Origin of the sequence: Litoreibacter roseus (genome assembly GCF_009811795.1) — a bacterium.
Lineage (GTDB): Bacteria > Pseudomonadota > Alphaproteobacteria > Rhodobacterales > Rhodobacteraceae > Litoreibacter > Litoreibacter roseus.
The window spans coordinates 330,616-346,186 of the sequence record NZ_BLJE01000001.1; the positions used below are offsets into that span (position 1 = coordinate 330,616).

A 15,571-nucleotide genomic window follows, 5' to 3' on the forward strand; every position below is an offset into this window, starting at 1 on the left:
ATATGAACTCAGCACTTTTCCCTGATCTGGTTGTGAACGGTGAGGCGGTTCCACACACGGTTGTGGCGGCTGAAACCCAGAACCATGACGCCCCGGCGGGCAAACCGGGGCTGGCTTGGCGCAAAGCTGCAAACGCCGTGGCCATCCGGACCCTGCTTTTGCAAGAGGCCAAGGCGCGCAATCTGAGGCCAGTGTGCCAAGAGGTCAGTCCGGGTCGGTTCGAAACCGATGAGGAGGCCCTGATCCGGGGGCTTCTGGATACGGTGGTCCATGTCGAGGCCCCGGATGAGGACGCCGTGCGCGCTGAGTGGGAAAAAGACCCGACCCGCTTCAGGGCACCGCCCCTCTGGGAGGTGTCCCATATCCTGTGTGCTTGTGACCCTCGGGACGTGGATGCCACGCAGATCGCCCGGGATCGGGCGCGGGCTCTGACTGAACTGGCCCTCGCGAACGGCACTGATTTTGCGGCGCTTGCCACGCAGGAAAGCGACTGCGCCTCAAAGGCGTCCGGTGGCGCGCTTGGCCAGCTTGGGCCGGGTGACACCGTGCCTGAATTCGAAGCCGTTCTGCGGGGAATGCGAGCGGGCGAGGTGACATCGGCACCCATTCTCACGCGGCACGGTTGGCATATCGTGCGGATGGATGCCGTTGCAATGGGGGCCGTGCTTCCCTTTGAGACGGTCCGACAAAAGATCACGGATGCTATGGAAAAGGCGGCATGGGCCAGTCAGGCCCGATCATTCGTGGACAGCCTTGTCGCGTCGGCCGAGATAGCCGGCGCGGATCTCCGACCCATTTAGCCCGGGGAGGGCAGGATCATGGGCAAACACATTCCTCTGGCCAATCGGGTCACCTGTCTGGATCCCAGGGTTGTGTGTCTGCTTGGTACACCGCTGGAGTTCATCCACGAGGACAATCTGCGGGAGCGGGAGATCTGCGTGATGTTTGATGCGATTGCGCAAGGTGACGCGTCAGGGGATGTTGTCACGGCTGTATTAAACTACCTGACCTGCGAGCTTCCTCTTCACCTCAAGGATGAGGAAGAAGATCTCTTCCCGCTGCTCAAACGCAGATGCGAGCCTGAGGACGAGATCGAGAAAGTGATCGCGACGCTGTTATCAGCCCATGCGCGCGCTGACAGGCACACGTCGGAGATTGCAGCACTGCTTGCAGATTTGCGAGAGACGTCCCGTTCGCCAAACCATAAAGAGCGGGGTGCTCTGGTGAAATTCGCCTTGCGTGCGCGCAAACATGTCAGTCTGGAAAACGCGGTCATCCTGCCGTTTGCCCGGTTGCGGCTGACCGAAAGCGACCTTGAGACACTTTACATCCGCATGTGCCAGCGTCGCGGGTTGGATCATCTGAAAGGGACGCAGGATGTGGAGTAATCCCTTTGAAGCTGGCGCGGAACAATGACCATCCGACACACGCTAGGGAAGGACCGACCGATGAGAATTGCATATACTATGGCCTCTGGCAGGGGCGATACGGATCTCCTTCTTCTTGAGGTCTCCCAAAGGCTTACGGCGGACGGTATCCGGTGTGCCGGTACCGTGCAGATCAACACGATCCGTGCGGCTGGCTCTTGCGATATGGATGTGAGGGTGCTGCCAGACGGACCAACGCTGCGCATCTCGCAAAATCTGGGGTCTGCATCAAGAGGGTGCCGCCTTGATCCCTCGTCACTTGAGGCGGCAGTGGGTCAGGTGGCCACGGTGCTGGAATTTGGTGCCGACCTTTTGATCGTGAACAAGTTTGGCAAGCACGAGGCGGACGGGCGGGGCTTTCGCGACGTGATTGCTCAGGCCATCGGGCGCGACATTCCCGTGCTGGTCGGCGTCAATGCCCTGAATCTTGAGGCATTCAAGGCGTTCGCCGGACCAGAGGCTAGCCCGTTGGCGCCATCTGCAGAGACGATTTGCCAGTGGGTGAAATCAGATCCGACCTGCCGCAGCGCGGTCGCCTGATGGTCCAGGGCACCCGAATCTGCGGCTAAGCCTCTTGGTTTGGGGCGTGCCCTGTGGCCCCGTATTCCAGCCAACGCCGGTCATTGGGTGCCAAATGCGCGTCCATCATATCGTTGTATGCGGCCAGTTCTTTCGGGGTCAGCTGCCCTTCCCATTTGCCGCTGGTGCCGCTGTGGAAGAACGCGTCATCCGATTTGAAGAACCCTTTGCCGCCAGACGGTGCAAAGCGTTCGGGGTTGGCCTTCATGTTGGCGAAGGTAGCAGCTTGAACCAGCGTGTTCATCAACTCAGGGGGGTGTGAAATGTCCAGCAACTCACTCACTCTGGCAAACGTGCCTGCCAGATCGCGGGTCATGTCTGCGTAGTGAAACAAGGACACATTGGGCCGGTCCGCGAGTGCGGCTGCCGCTTGGTAGTGGCGGATGATATGCGCCAGCGGCATTGCGTCCGTGTCAAACCCTTCCGGGCCGCCGTCCAGAAAGCGGCGGAATGTGATACGGTCCGGATCGTCTTCCGGGTACCACAGGTCGAACCACGGCACCGGAAGGTTACGAACATGCGTGCGGTACGAGAAATGCGCATCCAGCGGGTGGCGGAACACGCAAATGTATTGCGCCTGATCATCCAGTGGCAATCCGTCCATGGGCGTATGGCTTTTCATGCTGCGCCGTGAGGTCATCTTTTCCAGTCGATCCGCGATCTCCGGCATCTCGCGCACGCGGATATCGACCCAAGGCATTCTTATGGATAACTCCGTTTCGACTTCGGGATCGCCGGACAGCAGCAGGGCCACGATGGTCTGCATCCATGTCGTCCCGCATTTCGGCGGCGTGACAACGAGCACATCATCCGGGCGCATGTTCACCATGTCCCACCGCCTGTTGTCTGTCAGCGCACCAAGGTAGAGCTTACGATCGGTCATATCTTCACCTCACACATGCGTTTTGATCAGCAGAGGTTGGATACGAGCAAAATACAACAAAAACTGATGATGCGGTGGCTTGATGGTGAGCCGTCCGGAACGGGCCGTTTTGATCAGTTCGTGCTCCAGCTTTCGACAATGTCGGTATTTGCAGCCATCCAGCTTTGCGCGGCTTCGCGTGCACTCATGCCGTCAACATTCATGAGCCGGTCCATTTCGGTGACGTCCGCTACGTCGAAGCGGATGCCCTGCAGAAGCTGCATCGTCTCTGCGCTCAGCTTGTCGCGCAGTTGCTCATGGCCAATCAGATACGCGGTGTCGGGATCGCCGTAGGCATTTTTGGGTTCGGTCAGGGGCCTGATGTCGTAGACGGCGTTGATCCATTGCGGCTGCCAGAGGGGAAGGACGACCCATTCCTTTTTCTCGACGGCCGTGCGGAAGGTGTCCAGCCATTCTGACGGCTCTGCGGCGATAAGTTCATAGCCCGCATCTTCAAGCCCGTAGGCCTCCATCACGCGGCGGGCGCCGGTGGTCAGGCCCGTCGCCTCGGGCAGAGATATGATTGTGTTCGGCATGATTGCAGCGACCTTTGGCTTGGTCAGATCGGCGACAGACGACAGGACGCTTTCAGGTATGTAGGACGGCACGGCCCAGAAGAATTTTGCTTCTTCGTAGATTGGTGCGATCTCAAAGGTGACATCTTCGACGGGCTCGTAAAGTGTGCCATGCGCCGAGGGCAGCCATGCGGCGGCCAGCATATCCACATCACCTGCGCCGAGTTGCGGGAAGATCTCGTCGTGGGGTCCTTCAACGACATCTACGGTGTACCCCTCCTGTTCAAGGACCTCCTGTACAACGCCCCCCACGACCGCATAGAAACTCAGGCCGACCTGACCCAGCACGATGGTGTCTTGATCGTCTGATGCGGCGCGCATCTGGTTTGGCAAGACTGTCGCTGCCAGCATGGCCGTGGCGAAAGTGGTCTGACGAAATGCGTTGGTCATGTATTTGGTCCTTTCCTACGGTGTGAAGGGTTATCCCGGTACACCAACAGATGGGAATTGCCGCCGCGCGGAGTAGGTATGAACGCCGAAAAAAGTGCTCGGTTGCCACGAATGATGGATGCGTGACGTCTTGGGCGTGCAAACCAGCCAGTGTTTCAACCGTCGAGGAAATTGATCAATTTGCGTAATACGCGGTCGGGCGCCTCAAGCTGTGGCAAGTGTCCGACGCCGGGTATGGTCTCAAACCCGGCCTTGGGCATCTTTTCGGACAGGGCGCGGCCGCGCTCAAGCGGGATCCACGGATCATCCTCCCCCCACAGAATGTGCACGGGGCTTCGAACGTCACCGAACATGGGTTCAACCTCTGCCGTGTAGCGCTCGTCCGCCTGCGCGAACTGCCTGTAGAAGCTTCCGTGCCCGTCTTCTGTCAACCAAGGCGCAACCAATGCATCGAAATCTTCCGTTGCGATATCGGACACCAGCGCGCCCTGAATATAGGCCCGGACCACCGCCGCGTGGATGTGAGGCGGCAGGCCGGTAAAGGCCTCCACATGACGCCCGACATGGTCGAAAAAATCGGATCCCCACGGACGCATTGCGACGACATTCAACAACACATAGCGCCTGTACTCAACCCGGTGCAGCAGATGGGCCCGCAAGGTCGTGGCCCCACCGAAATCATGGGCGACCACATGGGGTCGCTCCAGCCCCCAGTGTCCCAACATGTAAGCGAACACCTCACCCTGAACATCGAGTGAGGTGCGCTGATCGGCGCGTTTTTCCGACTGCCCGTAGCCGGGCATATCGTACCAATGAACGTGAAAGCGTTTTGCCAGCTCCGGGATCACCCGGTGCCAGGAATAGGAGGACCAAGGCCAGCCATGGGCCAGAACCAACGCTGGACCATCCCCGGCGCTGCCCGCCGCCACTTTGCCAGCGGGCGTAGATATGGTCTGATCAAGGGTCCAGATCATGGTCCGCTCTTTCCTATGCTCCGTTTGGGACGCCAGCGCTTCAGGGCAATCAGGATTTTATCTGATCACATCCTTTGCGCAAATGACTTTTATCCGCCCGTCATTACGGCGAGATCGCCATTGGCCCAAAGATTGTCGATCGTCATGCGGGACATCACCCACTGATCGCCTTCCCGGACCAGATCAATCTGGTACTGGTTCATCATCATGAAATGACGGGTGTTATCGACGACCGGCAGGTGTTGCGCCTCGACCAGAGCATAGAGCGTGGCGCTGTCCCCCTGAACGTCGACCCGTGCATTGGTCACGGAATGCGATGTGGTGAAGGCCGACGCGAACGGTACAAGTGCCCCCACGATGCCGTCACGGCCTTCCAGAACCGGAAATTGCATGCCGACCTTGGCCGCCGCGGGTGTGAAATCGGCGATCCCGTTTTCCGAAAATGCCGACGCTATGAGCGCGCCGTCGTCGGTGTCCATCCCGTTTGTAAACCGGATCAGCGCATCCGTAACCGCATGATGGTCTGCCACTTCGGATGTTGGGGCGACGTCTTCGGCGGGTGTGCCGGTGGTAAGAAACGCGCTGGTCAGAGTGGCGAGTGCAACAGATTTGGTGGAGCTTAACATGATCGTCTCCTTTTGTTTTCAGCGGGTCAGTTGGGCAGGTCGAAGTCTACGGTGCGCGCTCCTGCACCTTCGAAAAGGCCGTAGGGGCGCCAATAGGCAAGGGTAGATTCCCCATCGAGCGGCTCCGCGATTTCTTGATAGAACCGCTGCATATGAGGTGTCTGTGTGTGCGCTGTCTCGGCCGCCTTGCTTACGAATGTTTCGATGAACAGAAATTTCGTCGGATCGTCGGGATCCTGAAACATCTGGACATTTACGTTGCCTTCCTCCGCCAGAACGTCGCGCAGGATGCGGTTGACCACCTCTTTGGCGTGGTCCTGCTGACCGGGTTTTGTCTGGAACTGCACCACGATGGTGATGGGCTCGGTTTTCGCTACGATATCTTTCATGGGTCTCTCTTTCGTTTGGACTTCGGTGTCCGTTTGCGTTGAAGAGAAGATGGGCTAAGTCTGAAAAGATGATAATTGCATATCTGGTTGAATGATTATCAACGTCTGGTCCACAATTGGGTATGGACCAGCTCAACGATCATTCCGTCTTCGCGGCTGTGACAGAGGCCGGGGGCTTCAGCTCGGCGGCACGTCGGCTTGGCATCACGGCCTCGGGTGCGTCAAAAAGCGTGGGGCGGCTGGAGGCGCGGCTTGGCGTTCGGCTTTTCACGCGCACAACTCGCAAGGTCTCGCTGACCGAAGAGGGTCAACAGTTCTATGCCCGCGTGCGTGCAATTCTGGATGATATTTCGGAAGCCGAAGCGGAGATACAGAACACACGCGCAGATCTTCGGGGTCGGGTTCGGATCGATATGCCCGCGATGCTGGGGCAGGGCGTGGTGATGGGGCACTTGCTGGATTTCAAACGGACACACCCCGGCGTCGATCTGGATATCCGCTTCAATGATCATATCAGCGATCTGGTCGAACAGGGCATTGATCTGGCCTTTCGGATCGGCGAGCTGCCAGACACCAGCTTGCACGCACGGAAAGTGATGGACACGACATGGCTGACCTGCGCGGCCCCCGGCTATCTGGATCGGCACGGCCCGCCGGAAAGGCCTGCGGATCTGGGTGATCACAGTTGTGCCAGCTATATATTCAAGGGATCTGGCCGCGCTTTCCAATGGCGGTTCACGATCAATGACCGCCCGGTTCGTTTTGAACCGCCGCAGCATCTTTGCGTGAATGACGGAAATGCGTATCTCGCCGTCGCGCGATCCGGGCTGGCGATTGTTCAGGATCTTGATTTTAATCTGACCGCTGATCTGAAGGGCGGCACCCTTGTAGAGGTGATGCAGACGTTCAAGAGCGCGGGCCCTCCGGTCTCTATCGTCTACCCTGATGGTCGCCACTTGCCCCGCAGAGTGCGTGCGGTCTTTGATCATCTTGTGACCCGCATGCTGCTCTAACGCATAGGGGTCATTTGGTGGGAGAGAGCAAGCTGGCCCTATGTGAGGACGTTCGCGGCTGTGCGGAACGTTGGATGTCGCGCAGGTTTGGCCGACCTCAGATCAAGCTGCGGCTTTCTGCACTGTGATGCCGTCGGAGCTCATCTGCAACTGGCAGCCCCGGCGCAGTTCCGGTTGCATCGCGTCCGAGATGGCGGTGAGAGCGGCAGCAGTGCCGCCGGGCCACGATGCCGGATGAATGGCAGATAGGCGCTCGCGGATGATGCGGGTGCGGATCTGGCGCACGCGCTGGGCTTTCTTCTTCACGATGTCCTTTTGCAGCTTGGACAGGCCGCGGGGCAGGGTCGGGCGTTCCATCCCCCGCAACTCTTTGAGAAGACGCGCCACGAAGGCCGGATCGCTGCCCCTGTGGTCGATTAGATCAAAAACCGCGCTTTCCAACAGCGCCGTGTCGAGGCGGAAGATCATCTCGCCTGCACAGGTCATCGTCTTGCGGTAGATCGATGCGTAGGCGGCGGTGCCGGTCGTGGTCTGCGTCGCCTCGACCGCGCGCCGGGCCAGCGCATCCAATTCGTCAAAGGACCCGTACCAAAGCGGCGACAGAAGCCATGCCATTTTCGAATGGGCGCGCTGATCGCCCGGATCCAGCTCGACCCAGTCCTCGTAATAGCGATGCAGGTAGCGGCGGGGATCATCGTGGCAAATCAGCGTCTCGAACCGCAAAGCAGCCAGCAAAGGGGCGTTCAAGAGGATCGGATCAAGCGGTGCGAGGACCCATTCGGCGCGGTTGAACGCCTCGGCCATGCGGGTCCAGTCTGCGTGGGGCACATCCTCGGCCGCGCGCTTTCCACGAATGGACCAGCCCTGATAGATACGAAACGCAGCGGCCAGCGCAGTCAGGCCGTAAAGCTGCGGCTGTTTCATGGCCATCGCGTCCAGAAGATCGGCGATGTGATGGGGAACGGCGGGGGCCACCGGCTCGGTATATGGCGTGGGCAGGGCGCGTCCTGCGGCGGCATAGCCCGCGGCGCGCAGAGCAATTTCGGTCAAACGGATGCCTGCGGGGGTTGCGGCGCGGGCCTGGTCCCAGTCGGCCAGTTGTTTTGCCAGCCCGATCCAGTCTTCGGCGCGGACCATCTCCGCAACTCTCGCGGTGATCTGGACCTGTTGGGTGAGGTCCGGGGTCGTGTCCACCGTTTCGAACACGATGCGGTGGGACTGTCCGCGGTCGCCCAGATGGATAGGGCGTCCGGCGTTCAAGGAGCGGGCCAATCCGCGCGAGGTCGAAATGGAAAAAAGCGGTGTCCGGGCAAGCCCCCACGTCGCGGTCGCGGCGTCTTTCAGCAAATGCGGTAGAGAGCGGGGGTTAATCTGCGTATCGGACATTGCAAACCTTTCAAACCAACGGTTCGATAGAGGTCGCAAGGGAAGGGGGCGCCATTGCGGCGGGTTTTGGGAATTGGGCTGGCGGGTTGTTTAACCGGGTCTTAATGTTCGCCCAAGTGTTAACGCCACACGCGTTAACGCAGGGCGCGCGATCCGGATTGCCCCGGATCGCGCATTTTTTGATACTACGCCAGCGTGCTGTCGATTTCCTTACACGCTGTGACCAAGCCTTTGACCGCATCGACGGAGCTGTCGAACATCGTCTGCTCGTCTTTGTTGAGCTTGATCTTGACCACGCGCTCGATGCCGCCAGCGCCGATCACGGTGGGGACCCCCACGTAGAAGCCGTCGAGCCCATAGGCGCCGTCCACGTAGGCCGCGCAGGGCAGAACGCGTTTCTGATCTTTCAGGTAGCTTTCGGCCATCTCGATGGCACTGGTCGCGGGCGCATAGTAAGCGGAGCCATTGCCCAAGAGGCCGACAATCTCGGCGCCGCCGTCGCGGGTGCGCTGGACGATCGCGTCAAGCTTCTCTTGCGTGGTCCAGCCCATCTCGACCAGATCGGGGAGCGGGATGCCCGCAACCGTGGAATAGCGGGTTAGCGGAACCATGGTGTCGCCGTGGCCGCCGAGGACGAAGGCAGTGACGTCTTTCATCGACACATCGAACTCGGTCGACAGGAAATGGCGGAAGCGGGCGCTGTCAAGCACCCCGGCCATGCCACAGACTTTCTCGTGGGGCAGGCCCGAGAATTCGCGCAGGGCCCAGACCATCGCGTCCAGCGGGTTGGTGATGCAGATCACAAACGCGTTCGGTGCATTGTCGCGAATGCCTTCGCCGACGGCTTTCATAACCTTCAGGTTGATACCCAAGAGGTCGTCGCGGCTCATCCCCGGTTTGCGGGGGACACCGGCGGTCACGATACAGACATCCGCGCCCGCGATATCGGCGTAGCTTGTGGTGCCTTTGAGCGTTGCATCGAACCCTTCGGAGGGACCTGATTCCGCAATATCGAGCGCTTTACCTTGCGGCGTACCGTCCGCAATGTCGAAAAGTACAACGTCGCCAAGTTCTTTCAGGGCGGCGAGATGGGCGAGGGTTCCGCCGATTTGTCCGGCCCCGATGAGGGCGATTTTGGGTCTGGCCATTTTGGAGTGGTCTCCGCAGTTGGGTTTATATTGGGAGCGAGGGGTATCCCGTCATACGGCTGCGTGCAAGTCCGCCGCGGCGCAGCAATCGTGTGAATTTCCTGCGGTGCACGAGGCCGGTTCCGGTTAGTCTTTGATTTAGCAAAATATTTTGCACCACCGTCGGGACGAGCAGTCTTTTTTTGTAGCCAATGCCTGTTTTGACGGCGTTCTGACGTGGTGCCGATTCCTTTTGTTGGGATGATTTTGGACGGTGCGCCATGAAAAAAGGGCCAGCGAGATCTCTCTCGCCGGCCCCATACGCGGGTTGGAGACAAATCAACCTTCGTATTCTGGTTGCTCTGACAGCGCCTCTTGTGATGCGTCGATGTAGACGCGCACATCGCTGTCTTCTGCTGCACGCATCAGCTTCAGTTCATCAAAGGTGACAGCTACCGGCTTTTCGCCCAAGCCAAGAAAACCGCCAACATTGATGATCGCTTTGTCGATCTCACCGCTGTCTGTCAGAAGTAGCTCGCCGATTTCGCCTACGGTTTCATCATTGCTGCCGTAGACGTACTTGCCCTGCAGATCTTCCGCGCTGAGTTGGTCGATGGAAGCTTCCTGATAGCCTTCACGCTCAATTTCAGGCTTGTTCAGCATCGGGCGGTCGCCATCCATCCGCGGTTCTGCGTCGGACATCTGAGTTTCGGCTTCTTCGGTCTGCATGGTTTCATCGGAAGTGCGTTCAAAAACGGGCGCGTTTTCGAGCTGTTCCTTTGTCATTGCGACGACAAGGAAGCGGTTTTCCGCGTTATTGTCTTCCCGCATGACTTTGATCTGATCCATGGACAGAGCAACGTCGCGCTCGCCGAGGCCGAGGAACCCACCGACGCCGACGATGGCAGCTTGAACGTCACCGTCCTGAGATACGATCAGGTCGTTGATTTCGCCGATGTCGTTCCAGTTGTCGTTGGCGTTTGCAGCGACCGTTTCTGCTTCAAGCTCTTCTTCGGATGTGTAGACGCGCATACCGATCAAGGTGCTTGCAAAGAAGTCGTTCTGCTCCTGGAATTCATAGGTCATGGATGCGTTCGCATCGGCGAATGCAGGACCACTGATCAGAAGGGCTGCGGCGGTTGTTGCGAGTAACTTTTTCATCGTGTTCTCCTTTGACAAGATAATTTTCAAGTCGTGCAAAAAGAACGATGAGATGGCTCAGTTGTTCCCGGAATTTAAAGCAATAAAGTCAGGAACTTGAGGCGGTATTTGCGCGTTTATTAGGCGCAATATAAATTTGACATAGACATAAGACATAGTCGTTGTTCTCTCACTCAGAGAGAAAGAGCCAGACGCGATTTGAACAGATATATTCCACGCGTCCGGCTCTCTCAGTTTGCGTGCTGCGCAAGTCTGTAGAAATGGACGAAGGGTGCTTAGGTCGGTGCGCCAAGCGCTGCCGGAAGCTGTTCCTCGATTTGCTCAAATGAATTGCCGGCTGCCAAAAGACAGGTGACCCCGTCCGGACGCGTAACCGTGATGGTCCATGTGCCGGTGTTGTCGGACGCATGCATTTCAATAATGCCATTGTTGGCGGCCAATCCCATGCTGCGGCGGGTTTCCCCGTACTGGCCGGAAAGCTTCTTGAGAACGACGGCACGGTCGGCACAGGTGTTGCGCTGCTGTGCATACACCATTTGACCTGCACACAGGACTGCGACCAGTCCGAGGGAAAGTCCAAAAATCTGCTGTTTCATCTTGCATACCTCAAGTCAGGATCCGCAGCGCCTGTGGGGGCCAGTTCGATATGAACATCAGGCGATCCGCTGGACCGATGATGCCGCAAAAGCCGGGCGCTTGCGCCTCTGTCTTGGTTGGAGCCCTTCACTTGATTTGCGAGGCGATCCGATCTTCAGCGACGCCCTTAGCCTGCCTTCGAAGGCCGAAAAATAAGGTTAACGCAGCGTGCGGACACCGGATGATTTCTCTAAAATTTGAGAAAAGCGCTGTTTCTGCAACGCGGCAAAAGTAGGGTTGCGGGCCGATCTGAGTTGTGGTGGATAACAAAATAACACCAGAGGAGCTTTTTGAGATGTTTAATGTCGCGGCGCCCTATCGCTCGGTTCTGTATATTCCCGGCTCAAAAGAGCGCGCGCTTGAAAAGGCGCAGAGTCTTGCTGTGGACGCGATTATCTTCGATCTGGAGGACGCAGTGGCCCCGGACGAGAAAATCGCCGCGCGGACTCTCTTGGGCGAAACGCTGAGCAAGGCAGATTACGGCCCGCGTAAGAAGATCGTTCGCATCAACGGTTTGGACACGGCGTGGGGCCGAGATGATCTCTCGGCTATGGCTGCGCTAGGACCGGACGCCATTTTGCTGCCCAAGGTCGAGAGTGCGGGCACCGTATCAGATGTCGCGGCGACGCTTGATCAGGTGAGCGCTGCTGCTCAGACCGCCATTTGGGCGATGATGGAGACGCCGCGTGGGATTCTGAATGCTGCCGGCATCGCGGGTGCGCCGCGGATGGCTGGGTTTGTGATGGGGACAAACGATCTGGCGAAAGAATTGGGCAGTCGAACCCGCGATGCGATGATAACAAGCTTGCAGATGTGCCTGTTGGCTGCCCGTGTCGAAGGCTTGGTGTGCGTGGATGGCGTCTATAACGCATTCAAGGACGAAGATGGTTTGCGCGCGGAATGTACCCAAGGGCGCGACTGGGGTTTTGACGGGAAAACCCTTATCCACCCCGCCCAAGTGGCCGTCGCCAACGATATCTTCGGACCGTCGCAAGATGAAATTGCCTTGGCTCGGCGTCAGATCGAAGCCTTTGAGCAGGCCGAAGCCGCAGGACAGGGCGTTGCAGTTGTGGATGGAAAGATCGTCGAAAACCTGCATGTTGAAACCGCGCGCAAGACGCTTGCCAAGGTGGAGGCGATTGCAGCGTTGGAGAACGGCTGATGGGATGGGTATTGCTGGTCGCGGGGCTTGTACTGTGGTGCGGGGCGCATCTGTTCAAGCGAATTGCCCCTGAGTTGAGGACGCGCGCTGGCGATCCGGGCAAAGGCGCGATCACGGTGCTGATACTGCTTTCGGTCGTTCTGATGTGGATCGGCTACAGACGTGCCGGGATCGTGGATCTGTGGTTTCCGCCGCCTTGGACTGTTCACATCAACAACCTTTTGATGCTGGTCGCGGTGTTCCTGATTGACCTGGGATTCTCTCGAGGCGTGCTGCGGACGAAGCTACGTCATCCGATGCTGACGGCAATCAAGATCTGGGCCGTGGCGCATCTGCTTGTGAATGGCGATCTCGCTTCGGTCATCCTGTTCGGCGGGATGCTGGCTTGGGCCGTCGTGACGGTCATTCTGATCAACAAGCAGGACCGCGCATGGACCCCGCCAGAACGGGGACCTGTGCGAAACGATATCATTTATGGCAGTGTTGCCTTGGTCATCTTTGCCGTGATCATCTACATCCACAATTGGCTCGGCGTCTGGCCGCTTCCGGGGTAAGCACATGAAACTATATAGATTTCTCAGTGAAGACGACACTTCTGCCTTTTGCCATAAGGTGACCAAGGCCCTCAATGATGGGTGGACGCTTTACGGCACGCCGACGCAAACCTATGACCATGCCAACGGTGTGATGCGCTGCGGTCAGGCGGTGACCAAAGAGGTCGAGGGCACCTACACGGCAGATACAAAACTTGGGGATCACTAGATGAGCAAGACCAATGCCGGGCGTTTTTTTGAGGATTACAGCATTGGTCAGGTGATCGAACACGCTGTGCCCCGGACAATGTCGGGGGGCGAGCGGTCCTTGTATCACGCGCTCTACCCCGCGCGGCATGCGCTGCACAGCTCGGACGATTTTGCCCGTGATTGCGGACTTCACGAAGCACCCTTGGATGATCTGATTTTGTTTCACATGGTGTTCGGCAAAACGGTGCCTGACATTTCGTTGAACGCCGTGGCCAATCTTGGCTACGCGGAAGGCCGATTTCTGAAACCTGTCTATCTGGGCGACACGCTGAGCGCTCGGTCCGAAGTGATTGGCCTGAAAGAAAACTCCAATGGCAAGACCGGGATCGTATGGGTGCGCACGACTGGTGAGGATCAGTTCGGTGGTCCGATCCTGAGCTATGTGCGTTGGGTTATGGTACGCAAAAGGGACCTGACGGCGGCGGCACCAGAAACCGTCATACCGGATCTAAGTGGCAGCGTGTCGCCTGCGGATCTGGTCGTGCCCGAGGGGCTGAGTTTCGAGAAATACAATTTTATCCATGCCGGCGAGTCACACCGGATGTCAGATTACGAAGTTGGCGAGCAGATCGACCACGTGGATGGCGTCACGATCGAAGAAGCTGAGCACATGATGGCCACGCGCCTTTGGCAGAATACAGCCAAGGTGCATTTCGATTCCACTGCGCGCCCCGATGGCAGGCGCCTGATCTATGGCGGGCACGTGATTTCGATGGCCCGGGCGCTGTCCTTCAACGGTCTCGCAAACGCACAGATGATCGTGGGACTGAATGGCGGCGCCCATGCAAACCCGTGTTTCTCCGGTGATACTATCACGGCATGGTCGGAGGTTCTGGATAAGGCGGAAACGGATGCGCCGGGTATTGGTGCGATCCGTCTCAGACTTGTCGCGCAAAGATCGGGTGCGACGGCGTTTTCGCTCAAGGGGGATGACGGAAAATACCTGCCGGACGTATTTCTTGATCTCGACTATTGGGCTTTGATGCCGCTTTAAGCACCTGCGGACCATACCAAATATCTGCTGTTGCTTCATTTTCGAGCGCTCTCAAGTGCTGGGGATACCTTTCAACACAAATCGTGATGTGCCGAAGCGTTTTGGCACTTTATCTGCCGCGCTGGGTCATTAGGCTTGATCTGATCTATCAGGACTGCTCATGCGCATATTGGTTTCATGATCCGACGTTCTGCAATCGCAGTTTGTCTTGGCCTCGCGTCGGTTCAACCGGCGGCGGCGTGTGGCGTCGCGCTGCTTTTGGCTGTGGACGTTTCGGGGTCGGTTGATCCGTTTGAATACGATATTCAGATGAAAGGACTCGCCACCGCCTTGCGAGATGACAGTATTGCCGAGGCCTTGGTTGTGGAGGAAGCCGCCGTTTCCTTGCTGCAATGGACTGGGCAGTCGCGGCAGCACATGTCAATCCCGTGGCGGCGGATCGTGGATTTCGAGGACATCGATGCGCTTGCCGATGAGGTCGAGCGGACCCCTCGGAAATGGCGAAACTTCTCGACAGCCATTGGCGAGGCGTTGCAAGTGGCGATGCGCGCCTTTGTCGATGTTCCCGACTGCGAGCGCAGGATAATTGATGTTTCAGGCGATGGTAGGTCCAACGAAGGTGTTCAGCCCAACGACATGCATGACGTGCTAAACGCGGCGGATATCACCGTGAACGGCTTGGCGATCGAGGAAACGGATGGAAATCTGACCGAGTATTACCGGAACTTCCTGATCACCGGTCCCGGCGCATTTGCAATGACCGCTGCAACCTATGAAATTTATCCGGATCGTATTCGGCAGAAGCTCCTGAGAGAACTGACGAAACAGTTGTCGCAGACCGATCCTTAGTGGAGTTAAGCGATTTGTGATCACACGGTGATATCCAGTGATCACAACGTGGCCAAATTTATGCCAGTTGCGCCAAAAGATCGCGCTCTTTTCCCAATTGGGGCCGTGACTTCCTGTGCGGCAGGTCCCATGATGCGTCCCGAACGATTAGTCAAAGGACGCTTGCATGGCCGACGTCAACAGAGGCAACCGACCGCTTTCGCCTCATCTTTCCATCTACCGCCCGCAATGGACCTCCGTGACGTCCATCCTTACCCGCATCACAGGAAACGCGTTGCTGCTGGCCAGCATCTTGATCGTCTGGTGGTTTTTGGCGGCCTCCTACGGGCCGGAATATTTCGAGACAGCCAACGCTGTGTTGACGTCTTGGTTCGGTGATCTGGTTCTGTTCGGTTCCCTCTGGGCGGTTTGGTATCATCTTCTTGCAGGTCTGCGGCATCTTTATTGGGACAGTGGCCACGGGTTCGAATTGGATGTGGCTGAAAAACTGGCTTATGGGGTCGTCGGTGGATCGCTGGTCCTGACGATCCTGACCGCCTTGGTTTTGTGAGGAGCACG

The 15,571-nt window shown here is 58.0% G+C and carries 19 protein-coding genes; 10 read left to right on the forward strand and 9 right to left on the reverse strand.

Going from position 1 to position 15,571, the window contains the following annotated elements:
- The first annotated feature begins 2 nt into the window (after window positions 1–2).
- From KIN_RS01645 to KIN_RS01655, 3 genes are read left to right on the forward strand one after another with little or no spacing between them, the layout of a single operon-like run.
- Window positions 3–800: a peptidylprolyl isomerase gene (locus KIN_RS01645; protein WP_159804214.1), complete on the forward strand. Its 798-nt coding sequence runs from the start codon at window positions 3–5 to the stop codon at window positions 798–800.
- A gap of 18 nt (window positions 801–818) precedes the next feature.
- Window positions 819–1,388 carry a hemerythrin domain-containing protein gene (locus KIN_RS01650; protein WP_159804215.1) on the forward strand — a complete coding sequence of 190 codons (570 nt, stop codon included), beginning with the start codon at window positions 819–821 and terminating at the stop codon, window positions 1,386–1,388.
- A 60-nt stretch (window positions 1,389–1,448) separates the two neighbouring features.
- Window positions 1,449–1,967: a DUF2478 domain-containing protein gene (locus KIN_RS01655; RefSeq protein WP_159804216.1), complete on the forward strand. Its 519-nt coding sequence runs from the start codon at window positions 1,449–1,451 to the stop codon at window positions 1,965–1,967.
- Between the two features lie 25 nt (window positions 1,968–1,992).
- Here the strand turns inward: KIN_RS01655 and KIN_RS01660 are convergent, their stop codons facing one another.
- From KIN_RS01660 to KIN_RS01680, 5 genes are all read right to left on the reverse strand, one after another.
- Complete coding sequence (locus tag KIN_RS01660; protein ID WP_159804217.1) at window positions 1,993–2,889, reverse strand: sulfotransferase domain-containing protein; 897 nt, start codon at window positions 2,887–2,889, stop codon at window positions 1,993–1,995.
- Between the two features lie 113 nt (window positions 2,890–3,002).
- Complete coding sequence (locus KIN_RS01665; RefSeq protein WP_159804218.1) at window positions 3,003–3,893, reverse strand: glycine betaine ABC transporter substrate-binding protein; 891 nt, start codon at window positions 3,891–3,893, stop codon at window positions 3,003–3,005.
- A gap of 155 nt (window positions 3,894–4,048) precedes the next feature.
- Window positions 4,049–4,867, reverse strand: coding sequence for an alpha/beta fold hydrolase (locus tag KIN_RS01670; RefSeq protein ID WP_159804219.1), 819 nt, complete (start codon window positions 4,865–4,867; stop codon window positions 4,049–4,051).
- Between the two features lie 89 nt (window positions 4,868–4,956).
- Window positions 4,957–5,493, reverse strand: a complete 537-nt coding sequence (locus KIN_RS01675; RefSeq protein WP_159804220.1) for a nuclear transport factor 2 family protein — start codon at window positions 5,491–5,493, stop codon at window positions 4,957–4,959.
- Between the two features lie 26 nt (window positions 5,494–5,519).
- Window positions 5,520–5,882, reverse strand: a complete 363-nt coding sequence (locus tag KIN_RS01680) for a putative quinol monooxygenase (protein WP_159804221.1) — start codon at window positions 5,880–5,882, stop codon at window positions 5,520–5,522.
- 122 nt (window positions 5,883–6,004) lie between these two features.
- On the opposite strand from KIN_RS01680, the gene KIN_RS01685 reads away from it, so the two are divergent.
- On the forward strand, window positions 6,005–6,895 hold the full coding sequence (locus KIN_RS01685; RefSeq protein ID WP_159804222.1) for a LysR family transcriptional regulator: 891 nt from the start codon (window positions 6,005–6,007) through the stop codon (window positions 6,893–6,895).
- 102 nt (window positions 6,896–6,997) lie between these two features.
- Here KIN_RS01685 and KIN_RS01690 read toward each other — a convergent pair whose 3' ends face one another.
- From KIN_RS01690 to KIN_RS01705, 4 genes are all read right to left on the reverse strand, one after another.
- A complete protein-coding gene (locus KIN_RS01690; protein WP_159804223.1) occupies window positions 6,998–8,281 on the reverse strand; it encodes a hypothetical protein in 1,284 nt (427 codons plus the stop codon).
- A gap of 185 nt (window positions 8,282–8,466) precedes the next feature.
- Complete coding sequence (gene mdh, locus KIN_RS01695; protein WP_159804224.1) at window positions 8,467–9,429, reverse strand: malate dehydrogenase; 963 nt, start codon at window positions 9,427–9,429, stop codon at window positions 8,467–8,469.
- A gap of 318 nt (window positions 9,430–9,747) precedes the next feature.
- The gene (locus tag KIN_RS01700; protein WP_159804225.1) at window positions 9,748–10,569 is read right to left on the reverse strand and encodes a PRC-barrel domain-containing protein; all 822 of its coding nucleotides are present in this window, start codon (window positions 10,567–10,569) and stop codon (window positions 9,748–9,750) included.
- A 275-nt stretch (window positions 10,570–10,844) separates the two neighbouring features.
- Window positions 10,845–11,165: a hypothetical protein gene (locus KIN_RS01705; protein ID WP_159804226.1), complete on the reverse strand. Its 321-nt coding sequence runs from the start codon at window positions 11,163–11,165 to the stop codon at window positions 10,845–10,847.
- 335 nt (window positions 11,166–11,500) lie between these two features.
- Between KIN_RS01705 and KIN_RS01710 the strand changes: the two genes are divergently transcribed.
- From KIN_RS01710 to sdhC, 6 genes are all read left to right on the forward strand, one after another.
- Window positions 11,501–12,367 (forward strand): HpcH/HpaI aldolase/citrate lyase family protein, encoded by an 867-nt coding sequence (locus tag KIN_RS01710; RefSeq protein ID WP_159804227.1) that lies wholly within the window; start codon window positions 11,501–11,503, stop codon window positions 12,365–12,367.
- Window positions 12,367–12,921, forward strand: coding sequence for an NnrU family protein (locus tag KIN_RS01715; protein ID WP_159804228.1), 555 nt, complete (start codon window positions 12,367–12,369; stop codon window positions 12,919–12,921). Before KIN_RS01710 ends, KIN_RS01715 begins: the two co-directional genes overlap by 1 nt.
- Before the next feature lie 4 nt (window positions 12,922–12,925).
- The gene (locus tag KIN_RS01720) at window positions 12,926–13,129 is read left to right on the forward strand and encodes a DUF1737 domain-containing protein (RefSeq protein ID WP_159804229.1); all 204 of its coding nucleotides are present in this window, start codon (window positions 12,926–12,928) and stop codon (window positions 13,127–13,129) included.
- Complete coding sequence (locus KIN_RS01725) at window positions 13,130–14,164, forward strand: MaoC family dehydratase (RefSeq protein WP_159804230.1); 1,035 nt, start codon at window positions 13,130–13,132, stop codon at window positions 14,162–14,164.
- Between the two features lie 177 nt (window positions 14,165–14,341).
- Window positions 14,342–15,013, forward strand: coding sequence for a DUF1194 domain-containing protein (locus tag KIN_RS01730; protein ID WP_159804231.1), 672 nt, complete (start codon window positions 14,342–14,344; stop codon window positions 15,011–15,013).
- A gap of 166 nt (window positions 15,014–15,179) precedes the next feature.
- Entirely contained in the window at window positions 15,180–15,563 is a 384-nt protein-coding gene (gene sdhC / locus KIN_RS01735) for a succinate dehydrogenase, cytochrome b556 subunit (RefSeq protein WP_159804232.1), read from the forward strand.
- Window positions 15,564–15,571 lie beyond the last annotated feature (8 nt).

Bases quoted from the DNA above. Each gene is read 5' to 3' on its own strand.
- KIN_RS01730 (WP_159804231.1), top strand. From the start codon at position 14,342: ATGATCCGACGTTCTGCAATCGCAGTTTGTCTTGGCCTCGCGTCGGTT.
- KIN_RS01710 (WP_159804227.1), top strand. From the start codon at position 11,501: ATGTTTAATGTCGCGGCGCCCTATCGCTCGGTTCTGTATATTCCCGGC.
- KIN_RS01685 (WP_159804222.1), top strand. From the start codon at position 6,005: ATGGACCAGCTCAACGATCATTCCGTCTTCGCGGCTGTGACAGAGGCC.
- KIN_RS01675 (WP_159804220.1), bottom strand. From the start codon at position 5,493: ATGTTAAGCTCCACCAAATCTGTTGCACTCGCCACTCTGACCAGCGCG.
- KIN_RS01680 (WP_159804221.1), bottom strand. From the start codon at position 5,882: ATGAAAGATATCGTAGCGAAAACCGAGCCCATCACCATCGTGGTGCAG.
- sdhC (WP_159804232.1), top strand. From the start codon at position 15,180: ATGGCCGACGTCAACAGAGGCAACCGACCGCTTTCGCCTCATCTTTCC.
- KIN_RS01650 (WP_159804215.1), top strand. From the start codon at position 819: ATGGGCAAACACATTCCTCTGGCCAATCGGGTCACCTGTCTGGATCCC.
- KIN_RS01655 (WP_159804216.1), top strand. From the start codon at position 1,449: ATGAGAATTGCATATACTATGGCCTCTGGCAGGGGCGATACGGATCTC.
- KIN_RS01665 (WP_159804218.1), bottom strand. From the start codon at position 3,893: ATGACCAACGCATTTCGTCAGACCACTTTCGCCACGGCCATGCTGGCA.
- mdh (WP_159804224.1), bottom strand. From the start codon at position 9,429: ATGGCCAGACCCAAAATCGCCCTCATCGGGGCCGGACAAATCGGCGGA.
- KIN_RS01715 (WP_159804228.1), top strand. From the start codon at position 12,367: ATGGGATGGGTATTGCTGGTCGCGGGGCTTGTACTGTGGTGCGGGGCG.
- KIN_RS01670 (WP_159804219.1), bottom strand. From the start codon at position 4,867: ATGATCTGGACCCTTGATCAGACCATATCTACGCCCGCTGGCAAAGTG.
- KIN_RS01725 (WP_159804230.1), top strand. From the start codon at position 13,130: ATGAGCAAGACCAATGCCGGGCGTTTTTTTGAGGATTACAGCATTGGT.
- KIN_RS01705 (WP_159804226.1), bottom strand. From the start codon at position 11,165: ATGAAACAGCAGATTTTTGGACTTTCCCTCGGACTGGTCGCAGTCCTG.
- KIN_RS01720 (WP_159804229.1), top strand. From the start codon at position 12,926: ATGAAACTATATAGATTTCTCAGTGAAGACGACACTTCTGCCTTTTGC.
- KIN_RS01660 (WP_159804217.1), bottom strand. From the start codon at position 2,889: ATGACCGATCGTAAGCTCTACCTTGGTGCGCTGACAGACAACAGGCGG.
- KIN_RS01690 (WP_159804223.1), bottom strand. From the start codon at position 8,281: ATGTCCGATACGCAGATTAACCCCCGCTCTCTACCGCATTTGCTGAAA.
- KIN_RS01645 (WP_159804214.1), top strand. From the start codon at position 3: ATGAACTCAGCACTTTTCCCTGATCTGGTTGTGAACGGTGAGGCGGTT.
- KIN_RS01700 (WP_159804225.1), bottom strand. From the start codon at position 10,569: ATGAAAAAGTTACTCGCAACAACCGCCGCAGCCCTTCTGATCAGTGGT.